Genomic DNA, 17082 nt, shown 5'->3' on the forward strand with positions numbered 1-17082 from the left:
ATTTCGCAAGGCCGCGCGCGCATCGCGCCGGCCGCACCGGTAAGGAGACACGCGTGCGCATCGGCAAAGCTTGGTTGGCGGCGGCATTGACGGCGGGTTCCCTGTTCGCGACGGCGTCGGCGCGCGACGCGGTCGATCTCAGCGGACTCGACCGCGGCGCGCCCGGCCCGCGCGCGCAAGTGCTGGTGCTCGGCAGCGTGCATCTGAGCCAGGGCACGCCCAAGAACTTCGACCTCGCCTCGCTGCGGCCGCTGCTCGACCGGCTGGCCGCGTACCGGCCCGACATCGTCGCGGTCGAGACGATCTCCGGCGAAGGCTGCGACTTGATGGCGCGGCATCCGCACACCTACGGGACCGACGCCCTCGATACCTATTGCAGCGAGACCTCCGACGCGCGCGCCGCGCTCGGTCTGGACCGGCCCGAGGCGCTGGCGCAGGCCGCCGCGAGCTTGCGCGCCTGGCCCGCCGCGCCCACGCCCGCGCAACGCCGCCGTCTGGCCGCGCTGTTCCTCGCCGCCGGCGAACAGGCCTCGGCGATGGCCCAATGGCTGCAACTGGCGCCGTCGGAACGCCGCAGCGGCGACGGCCTCGACGCCAAGCTCGCCGCGCGCCTGGGCAAGCTGGAGAACGCGCCCGACGAGGGCTTGCAGATCGGCGCGCGGCTGGCCGCGCGGCTCGGCCTGCAGCGGGTTTACGGCATGGACGATCACACCGGCGACAACATCGATGTCGCCGATCCGCGCGCGTTCGGCGCGGCGGTCCAGCGCGCCTGGGACGCCGCCGAACCCGGCGTGCGCGCCGACCGCGCGCGGCTCAAGGCGCTGCGCGAGGACGGCGACGCGCTGGCGCTGTACCGTTTCGTCAACGACGCCGCGCGCCTGCGCAAGGAAGCCGCCGCCGATGCCGGCGCGGCCTTGCGCGATCCTTCGCCGGAGCATTACGGCCAGCAGTACGTCGCCGGCTGGGAAACCCGCAATCTGCGCATGGCCGCGAACATCCGCGAAACCTTCCGCAAGCGCCCCGGCGCGCGCGTGCTGACCGTGGTCGGCGCGATGCACAAGCCGTGGCTGGATTCGCTGCTCGGGCAGATGCAGAACGCGGACATCGTCGACGCCGACAAGGCCTTGGCGGATCCCGCACGCTGAAACGCCCGATGCCGCTCTCACTTCTCGTCCGCACCGCGCACCGATCTTCGGAGAACGCATGAAGCTCAAGCTCCTCGCCCCGCTGGCCCTGATCGCTCCCTTGTTCGCGCCCGCCGCGGCGAACGCCGCCGCGCGCTACGTCGCGAGCGAATCGCAGCGCGTCGCGATCCAGCCCAGCGCCGCGGTGCGCGACGCCGAAGGCAGCAACCGCTTGCGCGTGACCGTGTGGTACCCCGCGGGCGCCGGCAGCGCCGCGCGCGAGGTCGTGCTCGGCCCGCCGGACGCGCCGTTCTTCCGCGTCGCCTCGCTCGCCGACGACGCGCCGCTGGCCGACGATACGAAGGGGCGCAAGCGCCCGGTGATTCTGCTCTCGCACGGCTTCGGCGGCAGCGCGCGGATGATGGGCTGGTTCGCCGCGCCGCTGGCGCAGGCCGGTTACGTGGTGATCGGCGTCGATCATCCCGGCAACAACGGCGCCGACCGCATGACCGTCCCCGGCGCGATCCTGTGGTGGGAACGCGCCGAAGACCTCAAGCGCGCGCTGGACACCGTCACCGCCGATCCGCAGTTCGGCCCGCACATCGACGCCTCGCGCGTCGGCGCTTCGGGCTTCTCCGCCGGCGGCTTCACCGCGCTGGCCTTGGCCGGCGCGCGCTTCGACCGCCAGCGCCTGCTCGGCTTCTGCCACGCCCACCCCGACGACGGCGTGTGCCGGCCGCAGCTGGAATTCGCGATCACCGAAGACGACATGCGCAAAGCGCTGCAACGCCCGGAAGTGGCCGCGCTGGAAGCCGGCGCCGGCGCCGACCATTCGCTGCCCGCGGTGAAAGCGGTGTTCGCGATGGCGCCGGCGCTGGTGCAAGCGTTCACGCCCGAGAGCTTGCAGCGCATCGACGTGCCGGTGCGCATCGTCTCCGGCGAAGCCGACACCGTGGCCGCCCTCGACAGCAACGCGCGCATCGCCGCCGAGGCGATTCCCGGCGCGCACCTGACCGCGCTGCCCGAAGTCGGGCATTACGCGTTCCTGTCCGAGTGCACGCCGGCGGGCCGCGAGAAACTGGCGATCTGCGCGCAGACCGGGCCGCAGGCATCGGCGCACGAGGTCGCGGTCGAGCAAGCGCTGAAGCTGTTCCGGCGCGCGCTAGGAAAGCCGTAACGCCGACGATCGCTTCGCCGCGAAGGCCGGAAACCGGCTCGGCTTCATTCCGGCATCCGCACGAAATCCCACTGTCCGTACAGCGACAGCCCCGCCGCCGCGGCCAAGCCGACCGAGGCGGCGTTGTCGAGCTGGCAGCGGTATTGCGGCTCGAAGCCGCGCCGCAAAGCCTCGCGCGCGATCGCCCGCACCACCGCGCGGGCGTGGCCGCGGCCGCGGTGCGCGGGCAAGGTCAGCACGCCCAGGTCCATCAGCGGCGAGGCGTTCCACGCATACATGCTGGCCGCGCAGACCAGCCGTCCGCCGTCGAACGCGCCGAACGCGGCGTCGTGATCCAGCGCCACGTAGGCATCGTCCAGGTCTTGTTCCGACGCCTGCGACTCGAACCGGGCGAACGCCGCCGCGTCGTCCGGCGTCAGCGCGCGCACGTGCGCGGGCGGCGTTTCGGCCGACAGTTCGGCATGCCGCTCGCGCGGGAAATAGAAGACGTTGTCCGCGCCGTACAGCGCGGCGCCCGCGTCCGTCAGCGCTTGGCGCAACGCCGGAAAATCCGGCGCCGCGTCCAGGCTCAACGCGGCGGCGAGTTCGGGCGTCAGCGCCGCGCGTGCGCCGCCGGCCGTCTCCAGAACGACAGCACGGAACCCGTCGCGCAGGCCCGGATCGACCGACACCGTGAGCGAAGGCGCGCTCCAGCGGACCTCGCCGCCGGCGAACGCGTCGCGCCAATACTTTTCTGCCGCGGCCGAAAATCCGGACATGCGCGCACCCACGAAAGAACCGGCCCGCATTGTGCGCGACGCCGCGTTCACGCAGCCGCGCCGCGCGCAAGCGGCCGAATCCGGCAAGCCGATTGTGCGGCCGCCTCGCGCGGCGGCCGCAGCGCGCTCAGTTGCCGCGCAATTCCCGCCGCAGGATCTTGCCCACGTTGCTCTTGGGCAATTCGTTGCGGAACTCGATCACGTGCGGCCGCTTGTAGCCGGTGAGGTTGGCGCGCGCGAAGGCCTGGATCTGCTCGACCGTCAGCGCCGGATCCGAACGCACCACCACCAGCTTGACCGTCTCGCCCGACTTCTCGCTCGGCACGCCCACCGCCGCCACTTCGCGGATGCCCGGCATCGCCGCCATCACGTCCTCGACTTCGTTGGGGTACACGTTGAAGCCGGACACCAGGATCATGTCCTTCTTGCGGTCGACCAGGAAGATGAAGCCCTTGTCGTCGATGCGGGCGATGTCGCCGGTGTGCAGCCAGCCGTCGCGGTCGATGGTGCGCGCGGTTTCCTCCGGCTGCTGCCAATAGCCCTTCATCACCTGCGGGCCTTGCAGGCACAGCTCGCCCGCCTCGCCGACCGGCAATTGCTCGCCTTGCTCGTTCATCACGCAGGCGATCGTCGAAGGCACCGGCACGCCGATGGCGCCGTTGAACTGCATGTCCTCGACGATGGGATTGACCACCGCCACCGGCGAGCTTTCAGTCAGGCCGTAGCCTTCCACCAGCGCCTTGCCGGTCACCTGCTTCCAGCGCTCGGCCACCGCGCGCTGCACCGCGGTGCCGCCGCCGAAGCAGATGCGCAGTTGCGAGAAATCCACGCGCTCGAAACCCGGCGTGTTGAGCAAGCCGCTGAACAAGGTGTTGACGCCGGTGATCGCGCTGAACGAGGTGCGCGAGAGTTCCTTGACGAAGCCGGGCATGTCGCGCGGATTGGTGATCAGCACGCTGTGGCCGCCGCCCTTGAGGAACACCAGGCAGTTACAGGTCAGCGCGAACACGTGGTACAGCGGCAGCGCGGTAATGATGGTTTCCTGGCCCGGGCGGATGTTGTCGCCGAACCACGCCGACACCTGCTGCAGGTTGGCGACCATGTTGCGATGGGTCAGCATCGCGCCCTTGGAGATGCCGGTGGTGCCGCCGGTGTACTGCAGGAACGCGAGGTCCTGCGATTCGACGTGGACGTCCGTCCACTCGCGCTTGGCCCCGGCCTCGAGCGCGTCGCGCAGGCGCACCGCGCCTTCGATGCGGTAATCCGGCACCAGCCGCTTGACGTACTTCACCGCGAAATTCATCAGCGCGCGCTTGGGCTGATCGAGCAGATCGGCCAGCCCTGTGGTGATCACGCCGGTCAGCTGCGCCGCTACGCCCGAGGCTTGCACGGTCGCGCCGAAGTTGTCGACCACGATCAGCGCCTTGGCGCCGCTGTCGTGGATCTGATGGGCCAACTCGCGCGCGGTGTAGAGCGGATTGACGTTGACCACGACCAAGCCCGCGCGCAGCGCGCCGAACAGCGCCACCGGGTACTGCAGGCAGTTGGGCAGCATGATCGCGACGCGGTCGCCCTTCTTGAGTTGCAGGTCGAACGACAGGTACGCGGCGAAGCGGCGGCTCAGCGCGTCGAGCTCGGCGAAGCTCAGGGTCTTGCCGAAATTCGAGTACGCCGGCCGCGGGCCGAATTCGGCGACGGTCTTGCGCAGCACGTCGTTGATCGTGCCCAGCGCGTCGGGATCGATCTCATGGGGAACGGACGGCGGATAGCTGGCGAGCCAGGAAGGGGTGGAATCCATGGAAGTTGCGCGCTCCGGGTGTGGCGACCACGACAGGCCGCCACGATAGCAAGCCGGCGCGCCCTACCGGCAGCCCGGGTCCGGCCCGGCCGCCTTGCGGAGCCGGGCCGGACGCCGCGCACCATTCGCTGGCGGCGGCCGCGGTATGGCGGCGGCGCGCGGACCCGGTCGCGGCCTCAATCGCCCTCGCCGTGCGGCGGCGACGCCGCCGCGGCCGCGGGCGAGAGCGCCTGATAGGCCAGGATCGGCGTGGCCGCGTTGGCGGAGGTGGTGTAGCGGTTGTTGTCGGCCGGGTTCTCGGCCAATTGGTTCGACCAGTGCAAGCGTTCGTCCTCGACCCAGATCCGGCAGGTGGGGCTCATGCCCTCCTCGGGATCGACGCCGTGCGCTTCCGCCAGCCAGTCGCCGAGCTGGCGCGGCAGCCAGCGCGGCGTGCCCTCGGAATACACCAGCACCCCGCTGGGCCGGGCCTGCGGGCGCAGGGCACTGGTGGCGTGGAAAGCGGCGGTGAGCGTCTGCATATAGCCCGGACCGTTGCCGTTGGCCAGCCAGGTCGCCTCGGTGCAGTCCGAATACACGTGCGCCAACGAAATCACATCGTCCCAGGCCAGTCCGATCGCCACGCAACCCGACAGCCCGGCGGTGTTGAGGCCGACCAGGTGGCCGCGCGATGTCGAATTCGGATTGGTGCCGCTCACGGCGATCCACTGGTCCAGGCCCACTCGTATCAGCATCGTCGGTCTCCCTGCGGCCGACGCGGAAGGGTCGGCTGTGTACGGACAGACGCGGTGGCGCGCGCGCTGTGAACGCGCGCGGCGCGAGGGTTCGCGGGCGGCGCCGAGCGAGCGTCTAGAAACGGGCATCTAGAAACAGGCGTCGAGGAATTCGGCGGCGACGTCGGACAAACCGACGATCTTGTCGGTGGCCTGGCGATAGAACTTGAAATTGAGCTCGGTCTGCGGTTTGCCGTCGTCCCAGTCGGCATGCGGTTTGAGCTCGGCGCGGCCCAGCGGCCGGCGCGCGGACGCCTCGCGGCGGATGCGCACGTTCACCCGCGGCGTCTGCCGTTCCAGCTCCGGCCGCAACGGCACCGCCTCGGCCGCGATCACCGTGCCGCGCGCGAACAGCCCGCGCCCGCCGGAATTCTCGCTGGCGAACAGGTACACGGTATCGCCGGCCGCGATGCGCTTGCCGCCGTACATGGTCTTCTGCGCGTCGAAGGCGAACTCGCGCGCGCCGGTGTCGCTCACTTCGGTCTTGATCGCGTAGGCGGTCATCGCGGTCGCGTGCGGGTTGGGTCGCGACAGGGTAAACGCATGGTGCGCGGCGGCATGAATCGGCGGGCCGCGCTGCCGTGCCGTTCGCGTGCGCTATCATCCGCCCCACGCACCGGAGACTCCGCCCGACCATGTGATCGACCCGCTTCCCCTCTGAGCCCCGCGGAACCGCGCAGTCGCCTGCGCTCGCGTTCCCGGGCCTGTCCGCCGCGCATCGCCGCGGCACCGAGTGGAGAGCGCCCCTCATGGCTACGGGTTTCGTTCGCGTTTCGCATCTGCATTTTTCCTGGCCGGACGGCAGTCCGGTCTTCGCCGGTCTGTCGCTGCGGCTGGGTCCGCTGCGCACCGGTTTGGTCGCGCCCAACGGCGCCGGCAAGAGCACGCTGCTGCGGCTGTTGGCCGGACGCTTGCAGCCCGCGTCCGGGCAAGTCGAAACCGGCGGGCGGCTGGCGTATTTGCCGCAACAAGCGTCGCTGCCGGGCGAGGCCTGCGTGGCCGACGCGCTCGGCATCGCCGAACCGCTGCGCGCGCTGGAAGCCATCGGCGCGGGCGCGACCGATCCGGCGCTGTTCGATCTCGTCGGCGATCGTTGGGATCTGGCCGAACGCGCCGAGGCCGCGCTCGCGCGCCTCGGGCTGGACGGCGTGCCGCTGCGGCGCCGGCTCGAGCGTTTCAGCGGCGGCGAACGCGCCGCGCTGAATCTGGCCGCGCAGTTGCTGCGAACGCCCGACACGCTGTTGCTCGACGAGCCGTCCAATCATCTCGACCGCGCCGCGCGCGAGCGCCTGTATCGGTTGATCGAGGCATGGACGGGCTGCCTGGTGGTCGCCAGCCACGACCGCGCGCTGCTGGAGCGCATGGATCGGATCGGCGAGCTCTCGCCCGATTCGCTGCGCCTGTACGGCGGCGGCTATGCGTTCTATCGCGACGCCGCCGACGGCGAACGCGACGCCGCCGAAGACGAGGTGCGGCAACTGCGCCAGCAAAACCGGCGCGAGCAGCGCGAACGCCAGCAAGCGCGCGAGCGCGCCGAGCGTCGCGCCGGCAACGCCCGCCGCGCGTTGCCGGACGCGGGCTTGCCGAAGATCGTCGCCGGCAACCTGCAGCGCGCCGCGCAGGTGTCCGCGGCCAAGGCCGACGCCGTCCACGCCGCGCGCGCCGACGCGGCGCGCATGCGGCTGAGCGACGCGGCGCGCGCCTTGCGCGAAACGCCCGACCTGGACCTCGACCTGCCGGCCACGCGCGTGCCCAACGGCCGCACGCTGCTGCGTACGCGCGGGCTGCGCTACGCCCGCGACGGTCGCGAACTGTTTGCGGCCCCGGGTCTGGACCTGGACATCCGCGGCCCCGAGCGCATCGCGCTGAGCGGCAGCAACGGCGCCGGGAAATCGACCTTGCTGCGCCTGCTCAGCGGCGAACTAGCGCCGCGCGCCGGCGAGATCCAGCGCAGCGAAGGCCGCATCGCCACCCTGGCGCAGGGCCTGGATTCGCTGGACCCGGCGCGCAGCGTCGCCGAACACCTGCACGCCGCCGCGCCCGACCTGCCGGCGAGCGAACGCGCCAACCTGCTCGCGCGCTGGCTGTTCCGCGGCGCGCGCGTGCACGTGCCGGCGGCCGCGCTGTCCGGCGGCGAGCGTCTGCGCGCGGCGCTGGCCTGCGCGCTGCACGCGCGGCCCGCGCCGCAGCTGTTGTTGCTCGACGAACCCAGCAACCACCTCGACCTCGATGCGGTGGCCGAACTCGAGAGCGCGTTGCGCGGCTATCTGGGCGCATTGATCGTGGTCAGCCACGACGAAGCTTTCGTCGCGGCGTTGGTGCCGACGCGGCGGCTGGAACTCGCCGACGGCGTTCTGCGCGAAATCGGATAGCGGCTGCACGTCGGACGCGCGCCGCACGGGACTCGCCGCCGCAAGCGACGCAAATCCCGCTCGATCGCGGGATTTCGCGAAGCCGCGTACGACGCCGGACGCGCCTCGCCGACCGTTCGGACGGCGCCGCCGCGCGCGACGAAAAATCCGAAAACCAACCCAGCACACGTTTGCCCGCGCGCCTCGCCCGGGAAGCGTGATCTTGACGGCAGAAGCCGCCGGGCCGGCCCGATAGCCTGCTGCCCATCCCTCTCCCACGCGGGTGCCGCATGGTCGACGTCCATTCGGTCTGGCCCTACTTCGCCCTGATGCTGGCCGCCTTCGCGCTGGCCAGCTTGCCGTGGTTCCGCGGCGCCGATCCGGCCGGCGGCGGCAGCGGCCGGCGCACCGACACCCTCGACGGCTTGCGCGGCTTCCTCGCCCTGAGCGTGTTCGCCGTGCACGCCATCGTGCATTACGACTTCCTGCGCACCGGCGTGTGGAAACCGTCCTCGGCGCAGTTCTACAACGTCGCCGGCGTGGTCTCGGTGGCCTTGTTCTTCATGCTCACCGGCTTCTTGTTCTGGAACAAACTGCTCAAGTCCGGCGGCCGCCCGGGTTGGAAGGAACTCTATATCGGCCGCGTGTTCCGGCTCGGGCCGATGTACGTAGCGGCGGTGGCGACGATGATCGTCATCGTCGCCTACCGCACCGGCTTCGAGTGGCGGCAACCGCCGTTGCAGGTGATCGCGCAGGCGCTGGCGTGGCTGGCGCTGGGCATCGTCCCGCCGCCGCCGGCGATCAACGGCTACGCCGACACCGGCACGATCCTGGCCGGTGTCACCTGGACGCTGTTCTTCGAATGGGTGTTCTACTTCTCGCTGCCGCTGTGGGCGTTCTTCGTCCGCCGCGGCAAGCATCTGGCGTTCTCCGCGAGCGTGGTCGCGGCCTGCTTGCTGGTCATCGTCGCGGCGACCTGGAACGGCGGCTTCGTGCCCGGCGTGAAACCGCGCCCGATGCTGTTGCTGGCGGTGCTGGCCGAACTGATCGGCATGATCGCGACCGGCATGCTGGTCGCGTCCCTGCTGCACGAACGCATCGGCGAGCGCTTGCAGTTGCAGCGCGCGCCGTGGAGCGCGCTGGCGCTGCTGGCCTTGCTCCTGGTGTTCGCGGCGATGCTGAGCACGCGCAACATCGGAATGCTGCAATTGTTCGTGCTGTGCCCGCTGACCGGCTTGTTCCTGTTCGTGCTGTGCTCGGGCAACACCCTGTTCGGCGTCTTGGCGTGGCCGGCCTCGCGCCGGCTCAGCAACATGAGCTACAGCATCTATCTGTCGCAGGGTCTGTCGATGGTGGCGGTGTTCGCCCTCCCCGGGGTCAAGGACTACGCGCTCAGCGGCACGCTGCCGTTCTGGATCGTCAACATCGCCTGCGCGCTGGCGCTGTGCGCGGCGTCGCTGCTGACTTACCGCTACATCGAGGAGCCCGGCATCCGCGCCGGCAAGCGCGTCGCCGACCGGGCGCGGGCGCGGCGCGCGCAGACGCCGCCGCTGGCGGCGCCCGCGGCGGCGGATTGAGCGGAGTCCACGTTTGCGACTGTAGGAGCGGCGTAAGCCGCGACCGCGACCTCGCGGCTGCGACGTAGGTGCAAGGTCGCGGTCGCGGCTTACGCCGCTCCTACAGGGGGCAACCCGCTTTCCGCGGTGCCCGGAAACGAAAGGGCCGGCTTGCGCCGGCCCTTCGCCTTACATCTCGATGCAGTCGAACTTCACGTCCGGATCGACTTCGGCGTCGTAGTCGACATCGTCGCGGTCGAAGCCGAACAGCTTGAGGAACTCGTGCTTGTAGCCGGCGTAGTCGCTGAGCGCGAACAGGTTCTCGGTGGTCACCTGCGGCCACAGCTTGCTGCATTCGGCCTGCACGTCCTCGCGCAGCTCCCAGTCGTCCAGGCGCAGGCGGCCCTGTTCGTCGGTCGCCGCCGGCTGGCCGTCCTCGCGGTACATGCGCTCGCGGTACATCCGGTCGAGCTGTTCGATCGGGCCTTCGTGCAAGCCCTTTTCCTTCATCACCTTGAACACCAGCGAGATGTACAGCGGCAGCACCGGGATCGCCGAGCTGGCCTGGGTCACCACCGACTTGAGCACCGCGACGTTGGCCGTGCCGCCGCCGTGGGCGCGCAGGCGCGCGTCCAGGCGCAGCGCGGTGGCGTCGAGGTCGGCCTTGGCCCGGCCCAGCGCGCCGTGCCAGTAGATCGGCCAGGTGATTTCGGTGCCGATGTAGCTGAAAGCGACGGTGCGCGCGCCCGGGGCCAGCGCGTCGGCGCGTTCGAGCGCGTCCATCCACAGCTCCCAGTCCTGGCTGCCCATCACCGTCACGGTGTCTTCGATTTCCTGCTCGCTGGCCGGCTCGATCGTGGCCTGGACGATCTGGTCCTTGTTGGTGTCGATCGCCGAGGAGGTGTACGCCGCGCCGATCGGCTTGAGCGCGGAGCGCTTCACCTCGCCCGTCGACGGCAGCTTGCGCACCGGCGAGGCCAGCGAATAGATCACCAGATCGACCTGCCCGCCCATCTCGTTCTTGATCAGCTCGATCGCCTTCGCGCGCACTTCGTCGGAGAACGCGTCGCCGTTGATCGAGCGCGCGTACAGGCCTTCGGCCTTGGCGAACTTGTCGAACGCGGCGGAGTTGTACCAGCCGGCGGTGCCGGGCTTCTTATCGCTGCCGGGCTTCTCGAAAAACACGCCCAGGGTGTCGGCGCCGAAGCCGAACGCCGCGGAGATGCGCGCGGCCAGGCCGTAGCCGCTGGACGCGCCGATCACCAGCACCTTCTTCGGGCCGTCCTTGCGCACGCCGAGCTTGCGCGTGGCGGCGATCTGGTCGCGCACGTTGAGTTCGCAACCGACCGGGTGGGTGGTGATGCAGATGAAACCGCGGACCTTGGGATGGATGATCAATGTCGAATCTCGTCGGCTGGGGCCAGCATTTTAGGCGCTGCGGCGCCGTTGCCGAAATCCCGCCGCCGTACGGGGTCGTACAGGCGTCGGGCCGGCCCGTTCATGCCGGCCGGGCCGGCGCGACGGCCCGGCCTGCGTGGCCGGATCGGTGGGTTCGCGTGATCCTGCGTTAGCGGGCGCATTTGTGCGCCCGCAATCACAGCCGGCCGGCGCGGTTTGGGAAGAACTGGCGCCGCGGCGCGCAAACGCGCCGCGTCCCGACCACCGCGCCGACAGGATGCCCGCCATGAGCCAGCACAACGCCGCCCAGTTCGAAGACCTCGCCGACCTGTACGAGGACTTGTCCGACTGGCCGTTCCGCCGCTACATCGAAACGCCCAGCGTGCTCGAACGCGCCGGCGAGGTGCGCGGGCTGGACGTGCTGGATTTCGGCTGCGGCGCCGGCACCTATGCGAGCCTGTTCGCGCGCGCCGGAGCGCGGCGCGTGGTCGGTTACGACCTCGCCGAGGGCATGCTGGCCAGCGCGCGGCGCCGCGCCGCGGACGCGGGGCTCGATATCCAGTACGTCTCATTGCTGGGGCCGGCGTCGGCCGCCGCCTTCGATCTGGTGGTCGCCGTGTACGTGCTGCCCTACGCGCAGAGCCTGCCGGAGTTGCAGCGCATGTGCTTCCAGATGCTGGCGCCGCTGCGTCCGGGCGGGCGGCTGATCGCCTTGCCGATCCATCCCGAGTACGAACCCGATCCTTCGTACTACGAACCGTTCGGCTTCCGCATGACCCCGCGTCGCCGCGCCGACGCGCATCGCGACGGCGAGGCGATCCAGCTCGACTTGTTCTATCAACAACGCTTCGACGCCAGCGTGCGCGCCTGGTATTGGAGCGCCGACACGCTGGAAACCGCGCTGCGCGGCGCCGGCGCGGCCTCGGTGCGTTGGCACCCGCCGCAGATCCACGCGCCGGCCGGCGCGCCGCCGCCTCCGCCGGAACTGGCCGCGTACGCGCGCAAGCCGCACGCGGCCATCGTGGAGTGCGTGCGGCGCTGATCCGCCGCGCGGCTCAGCCCAGGCGCATCGACAGTTCCACGTCCTCGCCGAACGGCACCGACAGATAGCCGCTGCGCGGCGCGCGCACGCGCTGCAGGTATTCGGGGCAGTAATCGGCGTTGTCGGCGACGATCAGCGCGCCCGGGCGCAGGCGCGGTTCGAGCAGGTCCAGCACTTGCGCGTACAGCGCCTTGGCGCCGTCGAGCAGGACCAGATCGATGCGTTCGGGCAGGTCCGTCGCCAGCGTGCGCAGCGCGTCGCCGTCGCGGATCTCGACCAGATCGGCGAAGCCGGCCTGGGCGATGTAGGCGCGGGCCTTGGCCACCTTCGACGGCTCGAACTCGCTGCCGATCAGGCGGCCGCCGCCGTTGTCGCGCAGCGCCGCGGCCAGATGCAGGGTGGAAATGCCGAACGAGGTTCCGAACTCGACGATCTGACGCGCGCCGCTGCTGCGCGCCAGCAGGTACAGCAACACGCCGGTTTCGCGCGAGACCGCCAGCGGCATGTCCTTGAGGCGGCCGTAGAACTCGGCGTAATCGGTCTTGCTGCGCATCAGCCGTTCGTGCTCTTCGCGCGGCATCGCCGCGAGCTCGGGCAGGTCCGACGGCGAGGTCGCTTCGTCTTCGGCGAACAGGCGCTCGATCAGTTCGGCCAACGGCGCGGCGGTGAGGGTGCTCATGGTCAATCTCCGGCCCATCGATGGGGCGTTGCGGGGGTAGAATCAGAATGCGACTGATTCGTCAGGTTCGCTATTCGCATTGGCGCCACGACCATGACCGACCCGAAAAAACCGCAGATTTCCCAGCGAAAACGCCCGAAACAGGCGCGCGCCAACGAGCTCGTCTCGGCGGTCCTGGAGGCCGCCGCTCAGGTTTTGGCCAAGGAGGGCGCGCAGCGCTTCACCACCGCGCGCGTGGCCGAGCGCGCCGGCGTCAGCGTCGGCTCGCTGTACCAGTATTTCCCGAACAAGGCGGCGATCTTGTTCCGCCTGCAAAGCGAGGAATGGCGCCAGACCACCGACTTGCTGTGCGCGACCTTGCGCGATGCGCGCAAGCCGCCGCTGCGGCGCTTGCGCGAACTGGTGCACGCCTTCGTGCGTTCGGAATGCGAGGAAGCGGCGATGCGGGTGGCGCTGGCCGACGCCGCACCCTTGTATCGCGACGCGCCCGAAGCCGAGGAAGTGCGCGCGGACAGCCACGTCGCCTTCGCCGATTTCATGCGCGAAGCCCTGCCCAAGGCCAGCGACGCGGCGCGCGCGACCGCGAGCGATCTGGTGATCACGACCTTGTCGCAGGTCGGCAAGGAATTTTCCGAAACCCCGCGCAGCGCGGACGAGATCGAGACCTACGCCGAGGCGATGGCCGACATGTTCTGCGCTTACCTGCGCTCGCTCGCGCGGCGCTGAAGGCTCACTCGCGGCGCTTGCGGCTGCGCTTGGCCGGCGCGGCGGCCGGCGCGGCTTCTTCCGGCTCGGGCAGTCCTTCGCTCAGGCGCTCCATCCACGCCAAGGCGTCGACGTAGCCGAGGAAGTGCTGCAAATACTCCGGCGACAGCGATTGCATCAGGTTCAGCGCGCGATGCACGAGGCGGCCGGAATTGAGCGGGCCGGCATTGGCCGGCGCGCGTTCCAGCGATTGCCGCACCTGCCGGTCCAGGCTCAGGCGCGACCAGCGCGCGCGGAATTCGTCGAGCGCGGCCAGACGCGGGAACGCGGCGGGTTCGGCGTCGCCCGCGCCGGCCCACGCGCTTTCGCGCTGCACGGCTTCGCGTTGCAGGCGCGCGGTGAGTTCGTTCAATCCGCCGTTGTCGTTCGCGGCCGGCTCGGCGCCGACTTCCAGACGCCGCAGATCGTCGGCATACGCGCCGATCAGCGAATACACCCGCCCTTCCAGCACCCGCCGCAACTCGCCCTGCGCGGCGTCGGCGCGGCGCGCCATCGCGTCGAGGCGGTGAAAGCGCACGCGGTCGAGGCGGTCGGCGCCTTGCGCGCGCCACGCCTCGATCGTCGAACGCGGGTCGAGCTCCTTAGCGCCCATGCGCCTGCGCGGCGGACGCCGACGGCTTGGGCATCGGCGCGATCTCCACGCGCCGGTTCTTGCTGCGCCCGGTCTCGTCGGCGTTGGAGCCGACCGGCTGCTGCGCGCCGAACGCGGCGGCGAACACCGCGTTCTCCGGCACGCCCGCGGCGATCAGCGCGCGCGTCACCGTCAGCGCGCGCTGCGCCGATAGTTCCCAGTTGTCGGCGAACTGTCGATTGCTGTCGAGCACCTGCCGGTCGTCGGTGAAACCGCTGACCATGAGGATTTCGTCGCGCGAACGCAGGTATTCGCTGAGCGGCCCGGCCAGGGTCTTGAGCAGCTCGCGGCCTTCGGGCTGCAACTGATCGGAGTTCAACGCGAACAGCACGCTGCCGCTGATGCCGATGCGGCCGTCGACCAAGGTCACCCGCCCGCTGGCCAGCGGCGCGGCCAGCGCGCGCTCCAGGGTCTGGCGGCGCTGGGCTTCGATCCGGCGCTGCTTCACTTCCTCGTCGAGCCGGCTCGACAGCTGCATCTGCGCGCCGATCACGCCGACCAGGATCAGCACGAATACGCCCAGCAGCACCGACATCAGGTCGCCGAACGCGGCCCAGACCGGCGCGTTGCCGTCGACGCCGGCGTCGAGGTCGCTTTCGATCTCCGCGCTCATGCCGCCTGCGCCGCGGCGACCTGGCCATCGGCGACGCGCTGCAGTTCCTCGAGGATCTGCTTCTGGCTCAGCACGCTCAGATCGACCACTTCGCGCGCCTGCGCCACGTAGTAAGCCAGCTGCTCGTCGCTGCGCGCCAGCGACTTGTCCAGCGCGGTTTCCACGCTGTGCAGGCGCTCGGCCAAACGTTCGTGGGTTTCGCCGAACTGCTGCACCACGGCGGCGAAGGCGTCGCCGAGGCTGGCGACTTCCACCGCGCCGGCGCTGAGCTGGGCGGCGGCGCTGTCGAGCTTACCGGTGTCGGTCTCGATGCGTTCGCTCAGGCGCGCGCCGGCGCGCTCGAGCAATTCGGCCGACGACGCGACCAGCGCATCGACCGCGGCGCGCTGCTCGCCGGAGGCGTGGTTGACCGCGTCGAGCAAGGTCTCCAGCGTCGCCAACAAGCGGTTGCGTTCCTCCAGCATCGCGGTGTCGCGGACCATGCTGTCGGACAGCTTCTGGCGCAGTTCGGCGACGACCTCGGCCGCGGCCTTGGGCGCTTGCGAGGCGGCATCGACCAAGCGCGAGATTTCCGCGATGGTGTCGCGCGCCTGCGCCTGGGTGCGTTCGGACACGTCCTGCGCGGTGCGCGCGAGGGTGTCGCAGACGTCTTGCTGGCGATTCGCCGCGGCTTCGCCGGCTTGCTGCCAGCGCTGGCTCAGCTCGGCGGTCATCGCGCCGAAGGACTGCGTCCACGCGTCCAAACGTTCGCGTTCGCGCGAATCCAGCGCCGACTGCAGTTCGGCCTGCGAGTGCTGCACGATCCGCACCAACTCGGCGGCGTGCGCCTCGAAGCCGGCGACCACGCCGGCCGCGGCCTTGGGCGCTTCCGAGGCGGCATCGACCAAGCGCGAAATCTCGGCGATGGTCTCGCGCGCCTGAGTCTGCGCATGGCCGGACATCTCTTGCGAGGTGCGCGCCAAGGTCTCGCAAATGCCTTGCTGGCGGCCGGCGCTGCGCGCTTCGGACTGCTCCCAGCGCTCGCCGAGCTCAGCGGTCATCGCGCCGAACGCGTCGGTCCAGGCCGACAGGCGCTGCTGGTCGCGCGATTCCAGCGCCGATTGCAGATCCGCATGCGAACCTTCGACCACCTTCACCAAGGCGGCGGCATGACGCTCGAACGCGGCGGCGGCGGAATCGAGCGCTTCGCGGTTGCGTTCGGCCACGCCGGCATGCGCGTCGCTCTGGCGCGACAGCGCCTCATTCCACGCCTGCGCGCTGCGCTCGGCGCTGCCGTCCATGCGCGCGGACACGTCCTTGAGCAAACCGGCCGCGCCTTGTTCGAAGGTGCCGGCGAAGCCGTCGAGCGCGCCGCGCAGCTCGCGCAGCAGCGCTTCGTTGCCGCTGCGGTGATCGGCCAGGGCGCTGGTCCAACTGCCGGCGGCGGCGGTCGCGGCCGCGGCGAAACCGGCGGACAAGCCGTCGAGCTGCTTTTGCACCGCCTCGCCGACGCGTTCGTGCAGCGCCGCGCTGTCGCGCGCGACCGCGGCCATGGTCGCGTCCACCGCCGGCTGCAGCGCCGCGCCCGCGGCGCGCGCGCCTTCGCCGATGCTGTCCTTGAGCGAACGCTCCACCGATTCGGCCAGCCGCGCGTACGCGGCCTCGGTGCGTTCGTGGAAGGCGTTTTGTTGCTCGATCTGGCGCTCGTGCGCGGCTTGGCTGTGGCGTTCCAGCGCGGCCATCGCCGCTTGCAGTTGCTCGACCAGCGCCGGCATCGCCTCGGTCTGGCGTTGCAGCAGTTCGAAGGCGTGTTCGCGCTGGCGCGCGCGCGAATGCGGGCGCAGCGCGCCGGCGATGGCGGCGTCCAGGCGCTGCACGGCCTGCGCGCGTTCGCGCCGGCACAGCGCGGCGAGCAAGCCGAGCATGGCCGACGCGGCGACGCCGGCGATCGAGGTGCCGAAGGTGAAGCCCAGGCCCGCGACTGGCGCGGCGATGGCTTCGCGGATCGCGCCCAGATCGCTCGCGCTTTCCAGCGCCAAGCCGGTGCCGCGCAAGGTGACGGTCATGCCGAGCAAGGTGCCGAGCATGCCCAGCAGCACCAGCAGGCCGACCAGATACGGCGCCAACGCCGGCGCCGGCAGCGGCGCGCGCTCGCCTTCGATGCGCAGCCGCGCGGCGTTGCGCAGCGAGGGATGCAGGCGGCCGAGCCAGTCGCTCAGTTGCGCCGGCGTGTCCGCCAGCGCGTCGAGCGCGTGCTCGAGCGTGGCGGTGGCGCGGCGGTAACGCAGCAGTTCGAGGCCGCCGGCGAGATAACCGGCGCCGATCAGCGCCACCACCGACAAAGCCAGCCAATGCGAGCCCAGATAGCCGGCGGCGACCCAGCAAACCACGGCCAGGCCGGCAACGAAGACGGCGGGAAACAACGATTTCTTGAGCAT

15 protein-coding genes are annotated in these 17082 nt (G+C 70.7%); 6 read left to right on the forward strand and 9 right to left on the reverse strand.

What is annotated here, in order from left to right; genetic code table 11:
* Positions 1–59 precede the first annotated feature (59 nt).
* Complete coding sequence (locus J5226_RS01310; protein ID WP_345778203.1) at positions 60–1145, forward strand: DUF5694 domain-containing protein; 1086 nt, start codon at positions 60–62, stop codon at positions 1143–1145.
* Positions 1146–1203: 58 nt separating this feature from the next.
* The gene (locus J5226_RS01315; RefSeq protein ID WP_215838055.1) at positions 1204–2301 is read left to right on the forward strand and encodes an alpha/beta fold hydrolase; all 1098 of its coding nucleotides are present in this window, start codon (positions 1204–1206) and stop codon (positions 2299–2301) included.
* 44 nt (positions 2302–2345) lie between these two features.
* Here the strand turns inward: J5226_RS01315 and J5226_RS01320 are convergent, their stop codons facing one another.
* From J5226_RS01320 to J5226_RS01335, 4 genes are all read right to left on the reverse strand, one after another.
* Entirely contained in the window at positions 2346–3059 is a 714-nt protein-coding gene (locus J5226_RS01320; protein ID WP_215838056.1) for a GNAT family N-acetyltransferase, read from the reverse strand.
* 127 nt (positions 3060–3186) lie between these two features.
* A complete protein-coding gene (locus J5226_RS01325; RefSeq protein WP_215838057.1) occupies positions 3187–4857 on the reverse strand; it encodes an AMP-binding protein in 1671 nt (556 codons plus the stop codon).
* 176 nt (positions 4858–5033) lie between these two features.
* Complete coding sequence (locus tag J5226_RS01330) at positions 5034–5591, reverse strand: hypothetical protein (protein ID WP_215838058.1); 558 nt, start codon at positions 5589–5591, stop codon at positions 5034–5036.
* Between the two features lie 129 nt (positions 5592–5720).
* The gene (locus J5226_RS01335) at positions 5721–6134 is read right to left on the reverse strand and encodes a hypothetical protein (protein ID WP_215838059.1); all 414 of its coding nucleotides are present in this window, start codon (positions 6132–6134) and stop codon (positions 5721–5723) included.
* 245 nt (positions 6135–6379) lie between these two features.
* Here J5226_RS01335 and J5226_RS01340 point away from each other — a divergent pair, with 245 nt between their 5' ends.
* The gene (locus J5226_RS01340; RefSeq protein WP_215838060.1) at positions 6380–8002 is read left to right on the forward strand and encodes an ATP-binding cassette domain-containing protein; all 1623 of its coding nucleotides are present in this window, start codon (positions 6380–6382) and stop codon (positions 8000–8002) included.
* Positions 8003–8271: 269 nt separating this feature from the next.
* Complete coding sequence (locus tag J5226_RS01345) at positions 8272–9558, forward strand: acyltransferase (protein WP_215838061.1); 1287 nt, start codon at positions 8272–8274, stop codon at positions 9556–9558.
* A gap of 168 nt (positions 9559–9726) precedes the next feature.
* Here the strand turns inward: J5226_RS01345 and fabV are convergent, their stop codons facing one another.
* Positions 9727–10935: an enoyl-ACP reductase FabV gene (gene fabV / locus J5226_RS01350; protein WP_215838062.1), complete on the reverse strand. Its 1209-nt coding sequence runs from the start codon at positions 10933–10935 to the stop codon at positions 9727–9729.
* A gap of 286 nt (positions 10936–11221) precedes the next feature.
* Here fabV and J5226_RS01355 point away from each other — a divergent pair, with 286 nt between their 5' ends.
* Complete coding sequence (locus tag J5226_RS01355; protein WP_215838063.1) at positions 11222–11977, forward strand: class I SAM-dependent methyltransferase; 756 nt, start codon at positions 11222–11224, stop codon at positions 11975–11977.
* A 13-nt stretch (positions 11978–11990) separates the two neighbouring features.
* Here J5226_RS01355 and J5226_RS01360 read toward each other — a convergent pair whose 3' ends face one another.
* Positions 11991–12656 carry a class I SAM-dependent methyltransferase gene (locus tag J5226_RS01360; protein ID WP_215838064.1) on the reverse strand — a complete coding sequence of 222 codons (666 nt, stop codon included), beginning with the start codon at positions 12654–12656 and terminating at the stop codon, positions 11991–11993.
* 93 nt (positions 12657–12749) lie between these two features.
* On the opposite strand from J5226_RS01360, the gene J5226_RS01365 reads away from it, so the two are divergent.
* Positions 12750–13382: a TetR family transcriptional regulator gene (locus tag J5226_RS01365; RefSeq protein WP_215838065.1), complete on the forward strand. Its 633-nt coding sequence runs from the start codon at positions 12750–12752 to the stop codon at positions 13380–13382.
* A 4-nt stretch (positions 13383–13386) separates the two neighbouring features.
* Here the strand turns inward: J5226_RS01365 and J5226_RS01370 are convergent, their stop codons facing one another.
* Genes J5226_RS01370 through J5226_RS01380 form a run of 3 tightly spaced genes read right to left on the reverse strand, consistent with a single transcriptional unit; the run spans position 13387 to position 17082 of the window.
* Positions 13387–14013 carry a DUF2894 domain-containing protein gene (locus tag J5226_RS01370; protein WP_215838066.1) on the reverse strand — a complete coding sequence of 209 codons (627 nt, stop codon included), beginning with the start codon at positions 14011–14013 and terminating at the stop codon, positions 13387–13389.
* The gene (locus J5226_RS01375; RefSeq protein WP_215838067.1) at positions 14003–14665 is read right to left on the reverse strand and encodes an OmpA family protein; all 663 of its coding nucleotides are present in this window, start codon (positions 14663–14665) and stop codon (positions 14003–14005) included. The genes J5226_RS01370 and J5226_RS01375 overlap by 11 nt, the downstream gene beginning before the upstream one ends.
* Positions 14662–17082 carry a DUF802 domain-containing protein gene (locus tag J5226_RS01380; RefSeq protein WP_215838068.1) on the reverse strand — a complete coding sequence of 807 codons (2421 nt, stop codon included), beginning with the start codon at positions 17080–17082 and terminating at the stop codon, positions 14662–14664. Before J5226_RS01380 ends, J5226_RS01375 begins: the two co-directional genes overlap by 4 nt.

The sequence above is a fragment of the Lysobacter sp. K5869 genome (genome assembly GCF_018847975.1).
Lineage (GTDB): Bacteria > Pseudomonadota > Gammaproteobacteria > Xanthomonadales > Xanthomonadaceae > Lysobacter.